Origin of the sequence: Pelobacter propionicus DSM 2379, assembly GCF_000015045.1 — a bacterium.
Classification (GTDB): domain Bacteria; phylum Desulfobacterota; class Desulfuromonadia; order Geobacterales; family Pseudopelobacteraceae; genus Pseudopelobacter; species Pseudopelobacter propionicus.
Window position 1 is genome coordinate 62942 of record NC_008607.1, and the last position, 16429, is coordinate 79370.

Here is a 16429-nt window from a genome sequence, read left to right on the forward strand (position 1 = left end):
TCTGTTATTTCTGGTGATTAGTTAACACGGTAGATATTGATAATCATTTTCATCAGTTTGACAAAAAAAAGGATGGTCTGAACGATCAATTTCGAGAGTTTTACTGGTGCCTCTCGCCAGTATGGCACCCATTTTATTACGACAGCAGCGGTATTGCTCCGCCAAGGCAAGACTCCGTGCCGGGTTGCCATAAATCTTCCAGAGTCGTTGACAGGTGAACGGCAGTCTGACTAATCCCATGAAGGCGGCCACATCTTTTGCCGGATAACCGATAAACAGGCCAATCTCATGGGGAAATGAGTTATTACCGCCAATCCGGCTGCGCAATTCCAGCAGCATGCCTTCGCAGTCGGCATCATCTTTGTATCCTGCCTTATGTAACAAGGTCCGAATACCTGGATGGGACAGATGATGTTCAAGCCGGACATGGTCGTAACATAACAGCAGTAATGATTGCTGCCTGCTCTGTAGTACCATGAAGTTGAGATTGTTAAGGCGCTGAGCAAGATCGGTATGGTGCTGCTGCCAGAGCAGATAGAGATTCCTGCCGCACGGGCGGGTACGATTAACGATGGAAATCAGATTGGCCGGTTTCACTCCCGCCAAGACCTCGGAGCATTCCAGCATAAGGTGTGCGGTCAGACAATCGAGAGCATCAGTGAAGTTTTCGAGCACTTGATCAGTGATGTTTCGATGAGAATAAAAATTTCCCGATGTTGTTTGATTTATTTGAGACATACCCATCCAGTTGTGATGAAATTGATTTTTAATATCAATAGCCCAAAATAAACTATCTGTCAAGGGATACTTACTACGACATTCCCGTATGGATAGATTTACTTACGCAACAGACGCAACCCATTAAATACAACCATCAAGCTCGCCCCCATGTCGGCAAAAACCGCCATCCACATGGTGGCATGCCCCAAAAGCGTGAGCACTAGGAAGATTGATTTTATTCCCAACGCCAGGGCGATGTTCTGTTTGAGCATTGTTGCAGTCGTGCGTGAGAGCTGCACAAAAACCGCCACCTTACGCAAATCGTCATCCATCAGGGCAACATCGGCGGTTTCGATGGCGGTGTCCGTACCGGCTGCGCCCATGGCAAAACCAATGTCGGCGCGTGCCAGTGCTGGGGCATCGTTAATGCCGTCCCCCACCATGCCGACGGTGCCGCCATTTCCTTGCAATGACTCAATAGCCTTGAGTTTATCCTCCGGCAGCAGTTCTCCCTTGAACTCGTCAATCCCAACCTCACGGGCGATTGCTTCGGCGGTGTGCTGATTGTCCCCGGTGAGCATCATGGTGCGCACCCCGAGCCGATGCAGATCAGCTATTGCTTCACGGCTTGAGCCCTTAATGGTGTCGGCAACGCCGAACAAGGCTAAAGGCTGGTTGTCGTCAGTCAACAGGACAACACTTTTGCCCTGGCGCTCCAACGCATCGATAGAGCTGATCAGATCAGGCTTGCCGAAGCCGTTTTCTTTAGCAAGCCGGAAATTGCCTAAGCGATACAATTTGCCGCCAATAAGTCCTGAGACTCCCCGACCCGCAATAGCAGAAAAATTAGCAACTTCCCGCAGCATGACGCCGTCTGCTTCCGCCGCCACGGCAATTGAGTGCGAAATAGGATGATCGGAGCGGTTGGCCAGACTGGCGGCAAGACATCGGACTTCCTTAGGATCGAAGTTTCCAAACACCTTGAAATCGGTCTGTAACGGTTTGCCGTGGGTGATAGTGCCGGTCTTGTCCAACGCCAGCCAGGCAAGCTTATGTCCTCCCTCCAGATAAACCCCACCCTTGATCAGGATACCCCGCCGGGCAGCAGCGGCAAGACCACTGACGATAGTGACCGGCGTCGATATTACCAAAGCGCAGGGACAAGCAATGACAAGCATTACCAGCGCTTTATATACCCATTCCAGCCATACACCGCCGAAGGCCAGGGGTGGAATAACAGCTACCGCCAAGGCCACGGCGAAGACCGCCGGGGTGTAGATGCGGGCGAACTGGTCAACGAAGCGCTGGGTCGGTGCGCGGCTCCCCTGCGCGGCCTCGACCGCATGGATGATCCGGCTGAGCGTTGAATTGGTGGCAAGGGCGGTAACCCGAAATTGAAACGATCCAGCCTGATTGATCGTGCCGGCAAAGACCGGTTCTCCGGGGCTCTTGTCCACCGGCAGGCTCTCCCCGGTAATCGGAGCTTGGTCAACCGTCGAATTTCCTTCGATCACCACACCGTCCAGGGCGATCCTCTCACCGGGCCGAACCCGAACGATGCTGTCCAGCGCGACGCTTTTGGCGGACACCTCACCCCATGTACCATCCGGAAGCTGCACGGTGGCATTCTCCGGAGACATGGCCAACAGGCCGCGTATGGCGTTGCGGGCTCGGTCGAGAGACTTTGCTTCGATCACTTCAGCCAGCGCAAACAGGATCATGACCATGGCCGCTTCCGGCCACTGGCCGATGAGCAGTGCGCCGGTCACCGCAAAAGACATGAGAGCGTTCATGTTCAGGTTGCGGTTACGCAGCGCAATCCATCCCTTTTTGTAGGTCTTCAACCCCCCGGTGAGAATGGCGACCAGCGCCAGGAGCAACGTCAGCCAGTGGTGGCCTGTGCTCATCACTTCGATGATTTCCGCAGCCAGGGCAGCGCCCCCCGAGATGATCAACGGCCGCCAGTTGGTCTTTTCCACTTCAGGTATTTCGTCATGGGCTTCGACCGTTCCGGCCTCCATGCCAATGGCTTTCAGGGCGGCCTCTACCGGCTCCAGCGACGGCAAGGTATGGTATATGGTCAGGATGCGCTGCAGCAGGTTGAATTCGAGGCCCGTAATTCCGGGAAAGCCTTTGAGCTTGTTGCGAATCAGCGCCTCTTCGGTCGGGCAATCCATGTTTTCAATGCGCAGTTGGACCCGGTGGCCCTCGGGATTACTCAATCGTGGCGGTTGAGCGTCACATCCAGGTACGATCTGGTCCTCATCCCCCTCGGCAATGATGGCGTAGCCTGCTGTTTCAATGCCCCGGCGGATTTCATCTGGTGTTGTTTTGGCAGAATCGTACAGCACCACCAACTTGTGGTCGGCTAATACTGTTGTTGCCTTGGTAACCCCGGCAAGAGCCGCTGCAATGACTTCTATTTTCCTGGCGCAGCCGGAACAATCCATGCCGCGAATATTCAGTTCAAGTGTTGTGTGTTGTGGGGTCACGATTATTCTCACTTTTCAAAAAATCTCGAGGCGTTATTTACCATTGATTCCTGCAAGGGGGTGCGTGATGACTTGTGATGTCAACATGACTTGGTTTCGCAACCGCATTTATCCGTTCGCATGAGCCACCACCAGCCGAGACTGGCTGAAACAATCGTTACAAATGCTATGACCCATTTTGGGACCTCGAACCCTTGTATACCCAGGATGCTGGCATACACAATGAGCATAGGTGAGCCACAGCAGCCGGTAAGGAAGCAACCGGCTGCAGCAACACCGGCAATAGTGGCTGTTCCGCCGATGGCTCCGGCAGCCACGGCATGTGATCGTGTGTACAGAAAGCGGCGCACACAGGACAATGTAAACAACGCGCCAACCGCGAGTGATATTCCCATATAAATATCACCATTGGTAATGTACGAATGCACGGTGGGTTGCGGGCCACAACCGTAATTTTTCAGGCTGACGGAGTAAATAAGATGGAGCGCGATTGTTCAAATGAACACAGCGATCTGAAAAGCTCTTTCCATAGCTTTCAATCCTTTATGGAGCTCATGATACACAACATTTTTTGCTACAGTCCGGAAGGAGTTGTATATGCCCTTCTCATTCTTAAGCAGCACCAGATTAATGAGGAGCATTTGCTAGTATTGTTTTCGTAATTAAATCCTGAGCAAATAGTTATTTCTGTCACAAGGCTGCCAACACCCGCTCCATCTTTTCTGCGATCTTTTTCGCAAACTCTACCATCTCCTGATTACCGATCATGGAAAGCGCGGCAACCGGGTCCATGACCATGACCGCCGTCTTGCCGTCATCCCTGACATAGACCACAACATTGCAGGGGAGCAGCGTGCCGAGATCTACTTCCCTGTTCAAAGCTTCGTAGGCAAGAGGCGGGTTACAAGCTCCGAGAATGATGTAATCTCTGAATTCCTTCTGAAGCTTCTCCGCAAATTTCTTTTTGACGTCGATCTCGGTCAGCACCCCGAACCCTTCTTTCGCCAGTTCCTCACGCACTTTTCGCTCAGCTTCGGCATACGTCATATTCACTGTTCTTCCAAAGGCATATGGTGTTTTCAGATCCATGCATAACCTCCTTTCTATTCTGATTTAATGTTTTAGCACCTTCAACCGTCTCTCCTCGATAAACATGCCGACGACAAGTATGAATACTCCGGCAAAAATGGCCGAATCCGCCAGGTTGAACGCGGGCCAGTGATATCCGGACCAGTGAGCGTCCAGAAAATCCACTACCTCGCCGAGCCGTACCCTATCCATAAGATTGCCGACAGCGCCAGCCAGTATGAAAGTCAGTCCAACGGCCGTATGTGTCTCATCGGGCCTGATCTTTCTATAATAATAGATGATCCCGATGACGGCAATCAACGATACCGAGATCAAAAAGTGAAGCCGGAATCCGCTCTGGGCGAAGAGGCTGAAAGCAGCTCCCTTGTTCCGGAGGTAGGTAAAATTGAAGAAATTTTCTACCACTGGAATTGAATGGTAGAGCTCCATTGTTCGGGCGACATAGGCCTTTGTTGCCTGGTCAAGTACAAGCAGACATGGAAACATGGTAAACAGAATTTTGTATTTCAAACTAAGCAATATCCACTCTCCATTTTTCTATGGCTCGACACATATTAAGCAAAACATCAAAAAACATCCTCCTGCTCGGACTTTTTTCAAGCACGATATATTTACCTTATCGACCTGATGCGGCCGCTTCGTTTATGAATAATCACCCGGTCCACCAGTTTGTTGCCTTTATCAAGAATCTCCGCCTCAAAATATCCTGCCTTCTCTACAATCCTGCCTACCTTCACATCAGTTCCAGCATAATACTCCACAAAGTCGCGACGGGCTTCCTCAACCGAAGTAACGTTCTTGCGAGCCCCGTACCAGCCCCAGTTCTGATTGTTACAATACCCGTTATAGGTGCTGTTCCAGCCTTGATCCATGCATGATTGGCATGCCAGAGCATCGGCACTCTGCATAGCAGCTACCAAGAGCGATATTCCGACTATGAATGAAAATTTGAACTGCATACGGATCACCATTTCAGGATAAGCTTATGTCCCGAGATTCTGCCAACTACCAGCCACACATGCCGCACCCGCAACCGGTATTCATCATGTTACGGTGTCCGGGGCCATTACCCATACCCATACCGGGCATGCCGTACTTGTCGCCTGCTGTCTGCAACTGGCCCTGGAGGTTTATAATTTCCTTCCGAAGGGCCGCGATCTTTTTCCCGTCGGGAACATCCATGCTGAGCTCATCCTGAAGGTCAAGTTGTTTTTCCATCAGGTTTTCTCTGAGCTTCAACGTATCCTTCTGGAAGCTTCTCATCTTCTGCGTGCTCACATTCTGGCCGGTGCCGGTCATACACCAGCCGTCTCCCCAACCCCACCCCGCGTAGACGACCGAACTTGCCAACAATGCCCCAACAACCGCGATAACTGCTACCATTCCCGTTCTCATGATGTTCTCTCCTTTTGTCTGTGAAGTGTCACTGCTAATGGTGACAGGATAGCAAGGGAGTATGGGGGAATTATGTGGCAGTTGTGGAGAATTGTGGAGTTTTCGGCGGATCGGGAAACCTGAGCGTGAAGGTTGTCCCTGCTCCCTGGTTGTTTGCAACTTCAATGGTCCCACCGTGCGCATCCACCAACTCCCTGACAATCGCCAGTCCGAGCCCAAGCCCACCGTCTTTGCCTCGATAGAATCGCTCGAATATCAGTGGCAGCTCTTCAGTCGCAATGCCGCAGCCGGTGTCGATGACGCTGATGGTGCAGCCGCCAGGATATCTCTTGCCCTCAAGGGTAATGGTTCCACCAGGTGCGGTTGCTTTAAGAGCATTGCTGATCAGATTGATGAGAATCTGGGAGAGGCGTTCAGGATCGGCATAGACGATAGACTTCGGACCGGCTTCGATTTTGATGTCAACACCCTTATCTCGTGCGACCACCTCGAAATTTATGGCCAGATTGTCGAACATCTGTCGGACCGGCAGTTCGAGAGGAGATAGGCTAAGGGCACTTGCCTGGGCCTGGAAGAAATCCTCCATTGAGGCAACCACATTGGTGAGCCGATGGTTTTCCTCCAGGAGCAGCTTCATGCGCGACTCGTCATTGGCAATGACACCGTCCAGAATCCCTTCAAGCTGTCCGCGCATGATCGTCAACGGGGTGCGCAGTTCGTGGGCAAGGTTGGCGCAGATCTGTTTGCGTAATTTGTTCTGCACCTGGAGAGTATGGGCCATCTGGTTGAACGACTGGCCAAGGGTGGTCAGTTCATCGTTGCCTGGTATCTCGACCCGTTCTGTCAGGTTGCCTTGACTGATATTCTGCGCTGCCTGGGATAACCGCACAATGGGACGGCTCAACCTGCGGGCAAGAATAACACTCAATATGCAGGCTATCGAGCCGAGAATTACGGCAGCGTATGCGAGCAGGCGGTTGGTCCGGCTGATGAAGAAGCTGTTGCGCCTGTCGGGAAGAAACCGGACTTCCAGTTGACCGATCTCTTCCCCATGCAGAAACAGTGGGTACGTATGGTAGTCGCCATTCCCAACTTCTTGACCGATAGCCGAACCGGATTTGAGACGGGATCGTTTCTCAGGGGACAGTGAAGCAAGGGCTTCGTTCGTCTCCATAACGATCTTGCCGTCCCGGTCCCGCACCCTGGTATCCAAGCCGAGATGAAGCGCCCAAACGGCGTCCTCGATTGCCATCTCACGGTTCCAGGACTTTTCTTTCGAGAACGACGATTCCAGGTCGGTTACCACCCAGGAGGCCCGGTCTTCCTGCTCAGCTTCGGTCAGGCGGCTGAAGTCACGCACGACCAGCTCCCTGAGCAGAAGTGCCGAAGAAGTGCCAAGGGCTGCCATGAACAACAGTATGAAGAGTAACTTCCTAAACATCCCGTACACCGCCGAAACGGTAGCCGAGGCCATATACCGTAATGAGAAACGTCGGAGCCTTAGGGCTGTCTTCCAGCTTATGCCGGATGTTCTTGATGTGGGAGTCGATGTTCCGATCATACCCGTCGAAGTGAGACCCCATCGCCTTAACAACCAGTTCCTCGCGGGTAAAGGTTTTGTGCGGCACTGCGGCAAGGGCAAAAAGGATCTTGAACTCCACAGCCGTCAACCGGATGTCGGTACCTTGGCAAACCACAGAGTAGTTACGATCATCAATAACCAGTTGCCCTCCATTGAAGCTGAGCCGAGCGCCATTTTCCGTAGCACCGGTACGCTTAAGCACCGCCTGGACCCGTGCCACCAGTTCGCGGGGGCTGAACGGTTTCACGATATAGTCGTCGGCTCCCAGTGCAAAGCCTGCCAGTCGCTCTTCCTCCGAGGACTTTGCCGTTAAAATGATGACTGGAATATCGCATTCCTTTAATTCTCGACAAATCGACTCACCGCTCAGGTCTGGAAGCATGAGGTCAAGAACAACCAACGCGGGTTGCTCGGTCGAGATAAGAGTCATAGCCTCCCGGCCTGTGAGAGTGTGCAGAACCTTGAATCCGGCTCGCTCCAGATAAGCTATTACGACTTCTGCAATTCTGGCATCATCTTCAACAAGGAGAATCGTGCTGGTCATTTTTCTCCATACCTCACGAACTGATACTTACTTCATCTAATAGTCCCATGTCAGGAAGTTCCGTTCTTGAACCATGCTGACGCCACCATCCCGTAGATGCAGTTCAAACCTATGACTACAACCGGAGTGGCAGCCCCGAAGCCAAGCCCCAGCATCCCTTTGCCCATCCCCGGCAAAACCATGAAAAGCATCATGGACGACGGCAGGAGACTGAAGAGACAACCGCGCAAGAATACCTTTCTTTTTAGCAGCGGCAGCAGAAGCAACAACATCCAGATACCACCCCAGACCATCCGCTGATAAAGCCAGGGAGCGGTGAACTCTGGCTTCATGGACAATCCGATCAGGTCGCTGACGCCAATCTTTCCCATGAACCAGATATTGAAGCTGTCCACAAAAGCACCCAATGCACCGCCCGTAAAGGCGGCGCTGAACTTCCGGATCATGGTGACACTCCTTGTGACATGATGTGACTGAGGCCTTCACAGAGCAGGTTGCCCACATGACTATCATCCAAAGAATAGTAGACGATCCGGCCATCCTTGCGGAATTTGACTACCCGCAGGGAGCGGAGCAGCCGTAACTGGTGGGATATGGCCGACTTGGTTGTGCTGAGAAGGCTGGCAATATCGCACACGCAGAGTTCTTCCTGGGAAAGCGCGTGGAGTATGCGGACACGGGTGGGGTCGCCGAGCACCTTGAATGTTTCGGCCAGGCGGAGCAGAATCTCTTCCGGAGGGGTAGTATTCCTTACTGCTTTAACCTTTGCCTCGTTGATCAGATTAATAGAGCAGACTGTTCGTTCAGACATCATCACCTCGATAGTTGAGCAACAATTCAACTGTCACAGTATAGTTACTCAACATTTCTCCTGTCAATGTCTAATTCACCTCCCAGCTTCAGGGTCTGTTAGTACTTTGCCGGGCAACAGCAGCATGCCAACTAAGCCTAAACCTAACATTCATGCAAAAAGTGCAAACTGAAAACATTTTATTCACTCAACCTGCTGCTAATATTGGTTTATTTGCGTTTGCCAGCCAACAGTTTATTCCCGTCACCACGTAGACTTCCATCGGGCGCAACATGTCGGTATAGCGTTTGACGTGTTATTCCCAACTCATTACAGAGGTCTCCCACTTTGGTCTCTGACTGACCCATCGCCGCCATAGCAAGTCGAAGTTTTGCCGCAGTCATTTTATAAGGTGCCCCACCAGTCCTGCCACGAGCACGAGCTGATGCCAGTCCTGCTCTGGTGCGTTCGGAGATAAGTTCTCTCTCAAACTCTGCGAGTGCGGCAAATATTCCGAAAACCAACTTACCGGCAGGTGTAGTGGTATCTATAGAAGCTCCATGTCCGGAGAGGACTTTAAACCCTACTCCACGCTTAGCCAGGTCATGGACCGTATTGACCAAGTGTCTGAGATCCCGGCCAAGCCGGTCTAACTTCCAGACAACCAGTGTATCACCTTCCCGTAAAGCTTTCAGGGCTGCATCCAACCCAGGTCGGGCATCAAGCTTGCCCGACGCTTTGTCTTCATAAATATGGTTTGCAGTAACACTTGCAGCGATAAGCGCATCGTGCTGAAGGTCTGTTGTCTGGGAACCATCTGCTTTTGAAACCCGCATATACCCAATGAGCATGTGTCACCTAAACGTTCGATTGTATGACAAATCAGATGTTGCTAGTTTTGCGTGTTTATGTTGTCACTTTATCAGTACTTTAAACTATGTCTTGCAAAATGTCACGATGTTGATTAAGTGACAATTGGTTTATTCGCGATGACGTCAGGAGACGGGATGAAACTCAACTGGAAAAGGAAAGAGCTGAAGCAGCGGTGGACCTTGTCAGCCGAGGAGTGGAAGCTGCTCAAGAATAAGACTGGCCCAACTCGGCTGGGCTTTGCAGTGCTGATGAAATATTTTCACATAACGGGGCGATTCCCCGATGGCCCTCGTGAAGTACCACGAGATGGCATCCGTTTTGTTGCAGACCAGCTTGAGTTGTCAATCAAAGAATGGCGAGAGTATCCGTGGAGTGGACGCGTTACCACATATCACCGCAATGAAATTCGCGAGTTCTTCAGTTTCCGAAAGGCGTCCCTCCACGATGCAAAGGCGATACAGCGTTGGCTGACAGCCGACCTCCTCAACAATGAACACCGGCCGGACCGTCTTCAGGAAGCAGTGTTAGAACGATATCGGCACCTCCACATTGAACCTCCTACCATGGACCAGATCAACAGAATGATCCAGTCCGCGATTGCCGATCATGAAATGCGGTTCTGTAATTCTATAGGGGGAAATTTCAATGCAAGAATGACCGATCGCATGAACAAACTCTTGCAGCTTCAGCCCTCGGCCGATGGGGAATGGACCGCCTGGCAGAACATCAAGAGCGACCCAGGCAAGGCCGGCTTGGAAAGCATCAAAGAGGCGGTTGCCCGCTTGAATTCCGTGAGAGACATCGGGTTGCCAGCCGAACTTTTCAAGGCGGTCCATCCAAAACTCCTGGAGCGGTACGCCAAACGGGCTACCGTAGAAGAACCGTTCGAACTGAGGCGCCATATGGCCCCTCTCCGCTTGACGCTGATGGCGACCTTCCTCCACCGCCGGGAAGAGGAGCTTACCGATCACCTGGTAGACCTGCTGGTTGAAACCGTCCACAAGATGGGCAAGAAAGCTGAAAAGCGCATCGACGATAGCCTGGGCGACGCCCTTCAGAAGGCTCCCAGCAAGATGGCAAAACTCTATCGGATTGCCAAGGCTTCGGTAGAAGCTCCCCAGGGTGTCGTTGAAGAGGTGATCTTTCCCGAAGCCCCTGAAAAATGGCTTCTCACCCTGATCCAGGAGGTAGAGGCCGGGTCGGGATATACTGGTAAGGTCAAGACAGCTTTGCAGCGCTCTTACAATCATCACTACCGGAGAATGCTGCCGGATCTGCTGGACAATCTGGAATTTTGCAGCACAAACGCCCAGCACCAACCGGTGTTGCAGGCTCTTGTATTGATAAAATCACAGATGGAACTCAGGAAGCCCTTCTTTCCGGAAGGTGTTGAGATCCCACTGAAAGGTATCGTACCGGCAAACTGGATGCCGCTGGTCGTAGAGGACGGAAAGGTTCACCGGATCGCCTACGAGATTTGCGTCCTGAAGACGCTACGCGAGCAACTTCGCTGCCGGGAAATCTGGGTGGTGGGCAGCCGGCGGTACCGCAATCCGGAAGAGGACCTGCCTCAGGATTTTGAGGATCGCAAGGAATACTATTTCGCGGAACTGGATATCCCGATGGACGCAAAGACGTTCACCGCCTCTCTGCGGGAGGAGTTGACCAACCACCTGAAAACCCTTGACGAAGGCATATCTTCTAACCCCAAGGTGAAGATCGTCTCCAAGAAGGATGGCCACAAAATATCGATTACCCCCTTCGAACCACAAGCCGAACCGGAGAACCTGGCAACGCTCAAGCGGGAGATTACCCATCGCTGGTCCGGAACCAGCCTGCTCGATATGTTGAAAGAAACTGACCTGAGGACTGACTTTACCCGGTTCATACAAAGCGGCACCGAACGCAGCCACATGGACAAGGCCACCCTTCAACGCAGACTCTTACTTTCCCTGTTCGGAATGGGTACCAATACCGGCATCAAGAGTATGGAGTCGCTGCCGGACGATGACTATAAGGACCTGCTCTACGTTCGCCGCCGGTTCATTTCAAGCGAAGGATTGCGCCAGTCCATCGCCCAGGTGGTGAACGCCACCCTGGCGGTACGGCAACCGGGGATATGGGGGGATGCCACGACAGCCTGCGCCGCAGATTCAAAACAGTTCGGGGCCTGGGATCAGAACCTCCTGACTGAATGGCATCTGCGCTATGGCGGTCGGGGGGTCATGGTTTACTGGCACGTCGAGAAGAATGCAACCTGTATCTACTCGCAGTTCAAAAGGGTTTCATCATCGGAAGCCGCGGCAATGATCCAGGGGGTACTCCGGCATTGCACCGAAATGGAGGTTGACCGCCAGTTTGTGGACAGCCACGGACAGAATGCGGTGGCCTTCGCGTTCTGCCGACTGCTGGGGTTCGACCTGATGCCTCGGCTCAAAGGGATCAACCGGCAGAAACTGTACAAGGCAGAGAGTGGTCAGAGTTTTCCGAACATCAACGCGGTGATAGCAAACAAGGCGATCAACTGGGAACTGATCGAAGAGCAACTGGATACCATGGTAAAGCACGCCGTTGCCCTGAAAATGGGAATGGCCGATGCGGAGAGCCTTTTACGGCGGTTTTGTCGAAACAACAGTCAGCACCCTGCCTATAAGGCGTTGGGTGAGTTGGGGAAAGCCATCAAGACCATCTTCCTTTGCCGGTACCTGAATTCAGAAGAACTGCGGCGAGAGATCCACGAGGGCCTTAACGTGGTTGAGAGTTGGAACAGCACCAATGGCTTCATTTACTACGGCAAACGGGGTGAGATTTCGACGAACCGAAAGGATCACCAGGAGATGGGCCTGCTTTGTCTGCACTTGCTGCAAGCGAGCATGGTCTACATAAATACCTTGATGATTCAGCAGGTGCTGAAAGAACCGGGATGGGTGGAACGGATGACACCGCGTGACCTGGCAGCGCTGAGTCCTCTAATTACCCTGCATATAAACCCCTATGGGCGATTTGAGCTGGATATGGAGGCTCGGCTGCCGCTTGCGGCTTGAACGAGTAACCTTCAGCAAAAAATGTATGCACTGGCGAGGAATAAGTAAGTAATACCGTTATGTTGTAAAGAATATTTAGTGCTACTTTGCGCTTGGTTGCACGAATGTTGGGTTTAGGCCTTATTGTGAGCCGGGCTCTCATGCATGGCCATGAAGCTTTCCTGGCTTTCATGCTCCACAATAGCTGCATAATTGCCGCTTTTAGTGGGCTTTAAAAGGCGTCGTCCTATAAATCCAGTGAAGTTTCCAAATACCTTGTTTGTCTCTGCAAACCACTCTCTGAATTCGGCATCTTTTCCTTCTTTAATTGGTGGGAAATTGATAATGACTACAAACATGGCAATATCTCCTCTGACTACAATTTCAACATCACTCTTGCCAATGGATACACGATACAGGACATGTTTCGATGGCTTCGGATTGGATTTTATCCTCAGTAGCCGCAAAGGAATCAAAACATTCCGCCTTGCCGCTATCGTCAAAGCGGAAGACATCGGGAAGGTTGCCAACACATAGTCCGCAACTAATGCATTCAGGCTTATCAACCCATGCTATTTTTGCCATTTTTATCTCCATTTGAATGTGGATATGATTTTTTAGCTTTCAAATTAATGTTCACCATATGATTGCTTAGAGCAAGATCAATGTCCATGCTCATGTTTCGGGGGCGCATGCTTTTTGGGAGCGGCCTCTGCGTTATGCGCCGCATGCCGCTCTGCATCCATCTGCAGGCGCTCCACGTAATGTGTATATTCTATGTAAGCCGCCACATATTCACGCCCCTTCTGTACGCTTTCGTCTTTGTGCTTGAGGGCTTCAGCGACCTTCTCGTATCTCTGGCGAACGCCTTGATTGACCATATCGCTAACTATCTTTATCAGTCCGTCGGGAGAACCCACAGTCAACGATTTATCCGCCTCTACTATAACCGGCTCAACTTCGCCTGCAGGCTTCAGTCCTGTAAAGGGGGCACCTTCACCTGCACGATGAACTTTTACAAGGGATTCGAAAAACTTCTTCTCTGCAACTTGCTGCTGCTTCTTACCTTGCTCGGTGAGTGCTTTTTTAAAGGCAGCTTTCACACCTTTCTCGTCCTTGAGCTGTACCCACTTGAGGACTGGTGTGACATCTTTGGACACAAGAGCCTTTCGGGCATCCTGAACAACCGGGCCATCCATTGTGTCGCAATGGGCGGCTACAAACCGCGGGGAGAACAGCAAACCAAAGCAAGCAACAGAAACCACCATGAGCCCAGCAAATATGTTGATACGTTTCATCCTGACTACCTCCTGTTGTGATTATGTTGTTCTAAATTTACCGCAAAATCGGTTTGCCTCAGCTGTTTGGGGGTAACTTAACCACTGTCCGGGCAAATTCGCTACCAAAAGCACGGCAACCTGAAATACCGTCTTCATCAGGATTCCAGAGCAGCTTCAGTCCATCATTGGTGACTGTAAAACCACCATCTTTGAGTCTTTCTGTTATCATCTTAACTGACTCGCCACTCCAGCCATAGGCACCGAATGCTGCTGCGGTTTTATTCTTGAACCCCAATCCCCTGATTTCCTCAAGGATTCCGGCAATTGCGGAAAGAATACCCTTGTTGATTGTCGGCGAACCGACCAGTATTGCCTTTGATCTGAACACTTCCGTGATGATGTCATTTTTGTCGGCACGCGAGGCATTGTAGATCTTGACCAGCACATCGGGATCTTCCTCTGTAATGCCATGCGCGATGGCCTCTGCCATTTTCCTGGTTGCATCCCACATGGAGTCATAAATAATGGTGATCTGGTTTTCCTGATAGCTGGCAGACCACTCCAGGTATTTGGTAACGATCTGCAAAGGATTGTCACGCCAGATAACGCCATGACTTGTGCAGATCATGTCCAGCGGCAGATTCAGACTGACGAATTCCTTGATTTTCCTGTCAACAAACGAGCTGAAAGGCGTAAGGATGTTGGAGTAATACTTGATGCACTCCTGTAATAATTCCGGCTGGTCAACAAGGTCGTTAAAGAGCTTTTCGGTTGCGTAATGCTGTCCAAAGGCATCCGTGCTGAAGAGAACATTATCTCCAGTCAGATAACAGAACATGCTGTCCGGCCAGTGCAGCATCGGTGCTTCGATAAAGATCAGCTCTTTGCTTCCCAGGCTTAGCCGGTCACCGGTCTTTACCACCTTGAAGTTCCAATCCTGATGGTATTGTCCCTTCAGGGACTTAACCGCATTGGCAGTGCAGTAGATGGGAGTATCCGGAATAAGACGCATAAGTTCCGGTAAGGCACCGCTATGGTCTATCTCTCCATGATTTACGATAACGTAATCAATTATATTCAAATCGATTTCTTTTTGCAGATTCTGGACAAACTCCTTGGCAAAGGGAGCCCAGACCGTTTCGATAAGTGCAGTCTTTTCTTCGCGGACCAGATAGGAATTGTAGGAGGAGCCTCTATGCGTAGAATACTCTTCACCATGGAACTTGCGTAATTCCCAATCCACCTTGCCAACCCACGATATATTGTTTTTGATCGGAACACTCATGACAAGTCCCTCCTAATAAAATTTTGTTACGGATTTAATAACCAGAAACTGGCATTTCAGAGCTGTGCCGCCTTCAAAAAGAGGATATTGTTTTCAAGATGGACATGTTTATGGAGATCATCCTCGAACTCCTCCAGCTTCTGATAGGTAATTCTGAAGGTATTGCAAACATCATCCGGTATTGCATAACCTTTTGCCAGGTGACGTATGGCATGGACTGCGTCACCAATCGCTTCGTGTTCCTTTTGCAGTTTTTCAAGCGACAGCCTGATCAATTCCAAATCTTTTGTTTCCTTTGTAAGCCCTGCTATTTTGCCGGCCTCAATCCGTTTTATAGCCGGAAAAAGAATTTCTTCCTCCTCCTTAAGATGCGGTACCATGTCAGTTACTATTTTTCCAAATATGGAAGCTATTTCATATAACTCGGGATGATGGCCGCCATGTACTCCTGCTATTTTATTGGCATAAGCTGCGATCTGCTCCATGTTTTCGTTAAGATAGGCATGGTGGGTGTTGACAATATAGTCGGCCAGAAAAGGCAGTGCCCAGGCCGTATAGTTCTGACTGCGTTCCACCGGCTGGTTTTTGATTGACTCCAGTTCTTCCTCAATTATTTTCTGATCTATTCCTTTTTCAGTGCATGATGCTGCAAGAGAGACCTGGCCACCGCAGCAAAAATCAATACCGTGTTTTTCGAAAACCTTGGCGGTCCTGAAATCAGCTGCGACTATTTCTCCAACACTGCTATTCGAGGTTACTTTCATGATTATCTCCCGTAAGGTTTTGCAATGCCATGCATCGTCTGTAATTTGAAAAGGTATCGCTTACTTTGAGTCATGGTCAGCACATTTTGCCAGGCAAATGGATAACTTTTCCTTCAGCTCTTTTTCTTTATTCCATCTTTCTGTCACATCACGCATAATTGCAGCACATCCTTGAATATTATTCTTTTCGTCACGCAGCAAAATCATGCTGAATTCCAGAGAGACACGACTGCCGTCCTTTTTGACTCCAGGTGAGGATAACAGCCCTGTTTTGTATTTTGTCTCCCCTGTTGCCATTACCCGCCAGTAACCATCCCAGTGCCTTCCCCTCAGGTTTTCCGGAATGATTAGGTCCAGCGATTGTCCGAGTGCCTCGGTTACAGTGTGACCGAAGAGACGCTCTGCCCCGCTGTTCCAGAAAGTGATAACGCCTTCTTTATCTGATATGAGAATCGCTTCCGGAGCATCGTTGATCAACTTCTCCAGGTAAATGTCCATATCACCTCCAGAAAACCTGTTTTAAATATTTCTTGTTTAAAATATACAGCAAAGCCACAGGATTCATATTGACCCATATCAATTTAACTCAAAA

18 protein-coding genes are annotated in these 16429 nt (G+C 50.7%); 1 reads left to right on the forward strand and 17 read right to left on the reverse strand.

Annotated features, from left to right (window positions below; all coding sequences use genetic code 11):
* Positions 1 to 21 precede the first annotated feature (21 nt).
* The 11 genes from PPRO_RS18320 to PPRO_RS18370 all read right to left on the reverse strand — a co-directional run bounded on the left by PPRO_RS18320 (position 22) and on the right by PPRO_RS18370 (position 9463).
* Positions 22 to 801: a DUF3793 family protein gene (locus PPRO_RS18320; protein ID WP_011733792.1), complete on the reverse strand. Its 780-nt coding sequence runs from the start codon at positions 799 to 801 to the stop codon at positions 22 to 24.
* Positions 802 to 836: 35 nt separating this feature from the next.
* Positions 837 to 3212, reverse strand: a complete 2376-nt coding sequence (locus PPRO_RS18325) for a heavy metal translocating P-type ATPase (protein ID WP_011733793.1) — start codon at positions 3210 to 3212, stop codon at positions 837 to 839.
* Positions 3213 to 3902: 690 nt separating this feature from the next.
* The gene (locus PPRO_RS18330) at positions 3903 to 4301 is read right to left on the reverse strand and encodes a DUF302 domain-containing protein (protein ID WP_011733796.1); all 399 of its coding nucleotides are present in this window, start codon (positions 4299 to 4301) and stop codon (positions 3903 to 3905) included.
* A gap of 24 nt (positions 4302 to 4325) precedes the next feature.
* On the reverse strand, positions 4326 to 4820 hold the full coding sequence (gene lspA / locus PPRO_RS18335) for a signal peptidase II (RefSeq protein ID WP_011733797.1): 495 nt from the start codon (positions 4818 to 4820) through the stop codon (positions 4326 to 4328).
* A gap of 92 nt (positions 4821 to 4912) precedes the next feature.
* Entirely contained in the window at positions 4913 to 5260 is a 348-nt protein-coding gene (locus PPRO_RS18340) for a hypothetical protein (RefSeq protein WP_011733798.1), read from the reverse strand.
* 46 nt (positions 5261 to 5306) lie between these two features.
* On the reverse strand, positions 5307 to 5696 hold the full coding sequence (locus tag PPRO_RS18345; protein ID WP_011733799.1) for a hypothetical protein: 390 nt from the start codon (positions 5694 to 5696) through the stop codon (positions 5307 to 5309).
* Between the two features lie 70 nt (positions 5697 to 5766).
* Positions 5767 to 7137: a sensor histidine kinase gene (locus tag PPRO_RS18350; RefSeq protein WP_011733800.1), complete on the reverse strand. Its 1371-nt coding sequence runs from the start codon at positions 7135 to 7137 to the stop codon at positions 5767 to 5769.
* Positions 7130 to 7822, reverse strand: a complete 693-nt coding sequence (locus PPRO_RS18355) for a response regulator transcription factor (protein ID WP_011733801.1) — start codon at positions 7820 to 7822, stop codon at positions 7130 to 7132. Before PPRO_RS18355 ends, PPRO_RS18350 begins: the two co-directional genes overlap by 8 nt.
* Before the next feature lie 50 nt (positions 7823 to 7872).
* On the reverse strand, positions 7873 to 8268 hold the full coding sequence (locus PPRO_RS18360) for a hypothetical protein (RefSeq protein ID WP_011733802.1): 396 nt from the start codon (positions 8266 to 8268) through the stop codon (positions 7873 to 7875).
* On the reverse strand, positions 8265 to 8636 hold the full coding sequence (locus PPRO_RS18365; RefSeq protein ID WP_011733803.1) for an ArsR/SmtB family transcription factor: 372 nt from the start codon (positions 8634 to 8636) through the stop codon (positions 8265 to 8267). The genes PPRO_RS18360 and PPRO_RS18365 overlap by 4 nt, the downstream gene beginning before the upstream one ends.
* 206 nt (positions 8637 to 8842) lie before the next feature.
* Positions 8843 to 9463 (reverse strand): recombinase family protein, encoded by a 621-nt coding sequence (locus tag PPRO_RS18370; RefSeq protein ID WP_011733804.1) that lies wholly within the window; start codon positions 9461 to 9463, stop codon positions 8843 to 8845.
* A gap of 156 nt (positions 9464 to 9619) precedes the next feature.
* Here PPRO_RS18370 and PPRO_RS18375 point away from each other — a divergent pair, with 156 nt between their 5' ends.
* Positions 9620 to 12529, forward strand: a complete 2910-nt coding sequence (locus PPRO_RS18375; RefSeq protein ID WP_011733805.1) for a Tn3 family transposase — start codon at positions 9620 to 9622, stop codon at positions 12527 to 12529.
* Between the two features lie 113 nt (positions 12530 to 12642).
* Here the strand turns inward: PPRO_RS18375 and PPRO_RS18380 are convergent, their stop codons facing one another.
* From PPRO_RS18380 to PPRO_RS18400, 6 genes are all read right to left on the reverse strand, one after another.
* Positions 12643 to 12867 (reverse strand): antibiotic biosynthesis monooxygenase family protein, encoded by a 225-nt coding sequence (locus PPRO_RS18380; RefSeq protein WP_011733806.1) that lies wholly within the window; start codon positions 12865 to 12867, stop codon positions 12643 to 12645.
* Positions 12868 to 12898: 31 nt separating this feature from the next.
* Positions 12899 to 13093 (reverse strand): ferredoxin, encoded by a 195-nt coding sequence (locus PPRO_RS20450; protein WP_011733807.1) that lies wholly within the window; start codon positions 13091 to 13093, stop codon positions 12899 to 12901.
* A gap of 77 nt (positions 13094 to 13170) precedes the next feature.
* Positions 13171 to 13806, reverse strand: coding sequence for a DUF6448 family protein (locus PPRO_RS18385; RefSeq protein WP_011733808.1), 636 nt, complete (start codon positions 13804 to 13806; stop codon positions 13171 to 13173).
* Between the two features lie 58 nt (positions 13807 to 13864).
* On the reverse strand, positions 13865 to 15073 hold the full coding sequence (locus PPRO_RS18390; RefSeq protein WP_011733809.1) for an anaerobic nitric oxide reductase flavorubredoxin: 1209 nt from the start codon (positions 15071 to 15073) through the stop codon (positions 13865 to 13867).
* 56 nt (positions 15074 to 15129) lie between these two features.
* Entirely contained in the window at positions 15130 to 15837 is a 708-nt protein-coding gene (gene ric, locus PPRO_RS18395; protein ID WP_011733810.1) for an iron-sulfur cluster repair di-iron protein, read from the reverse strand.
* Between the two features lie 60 nt (positions 15838 to 15897).
* On the reverse strand, positions 15898 to 16335 hold the full coding sequence (locus PPRO_RS18400) for a PAS domain-containing protein (protein WP_011733811.1): 438 nt from the start codon (positions 16333 to 16335) through the stop codon (positions 15898 to 15900).
* Between the last annotated feature and the right edge of the window lie 94 nt (positions 16336 to 16429).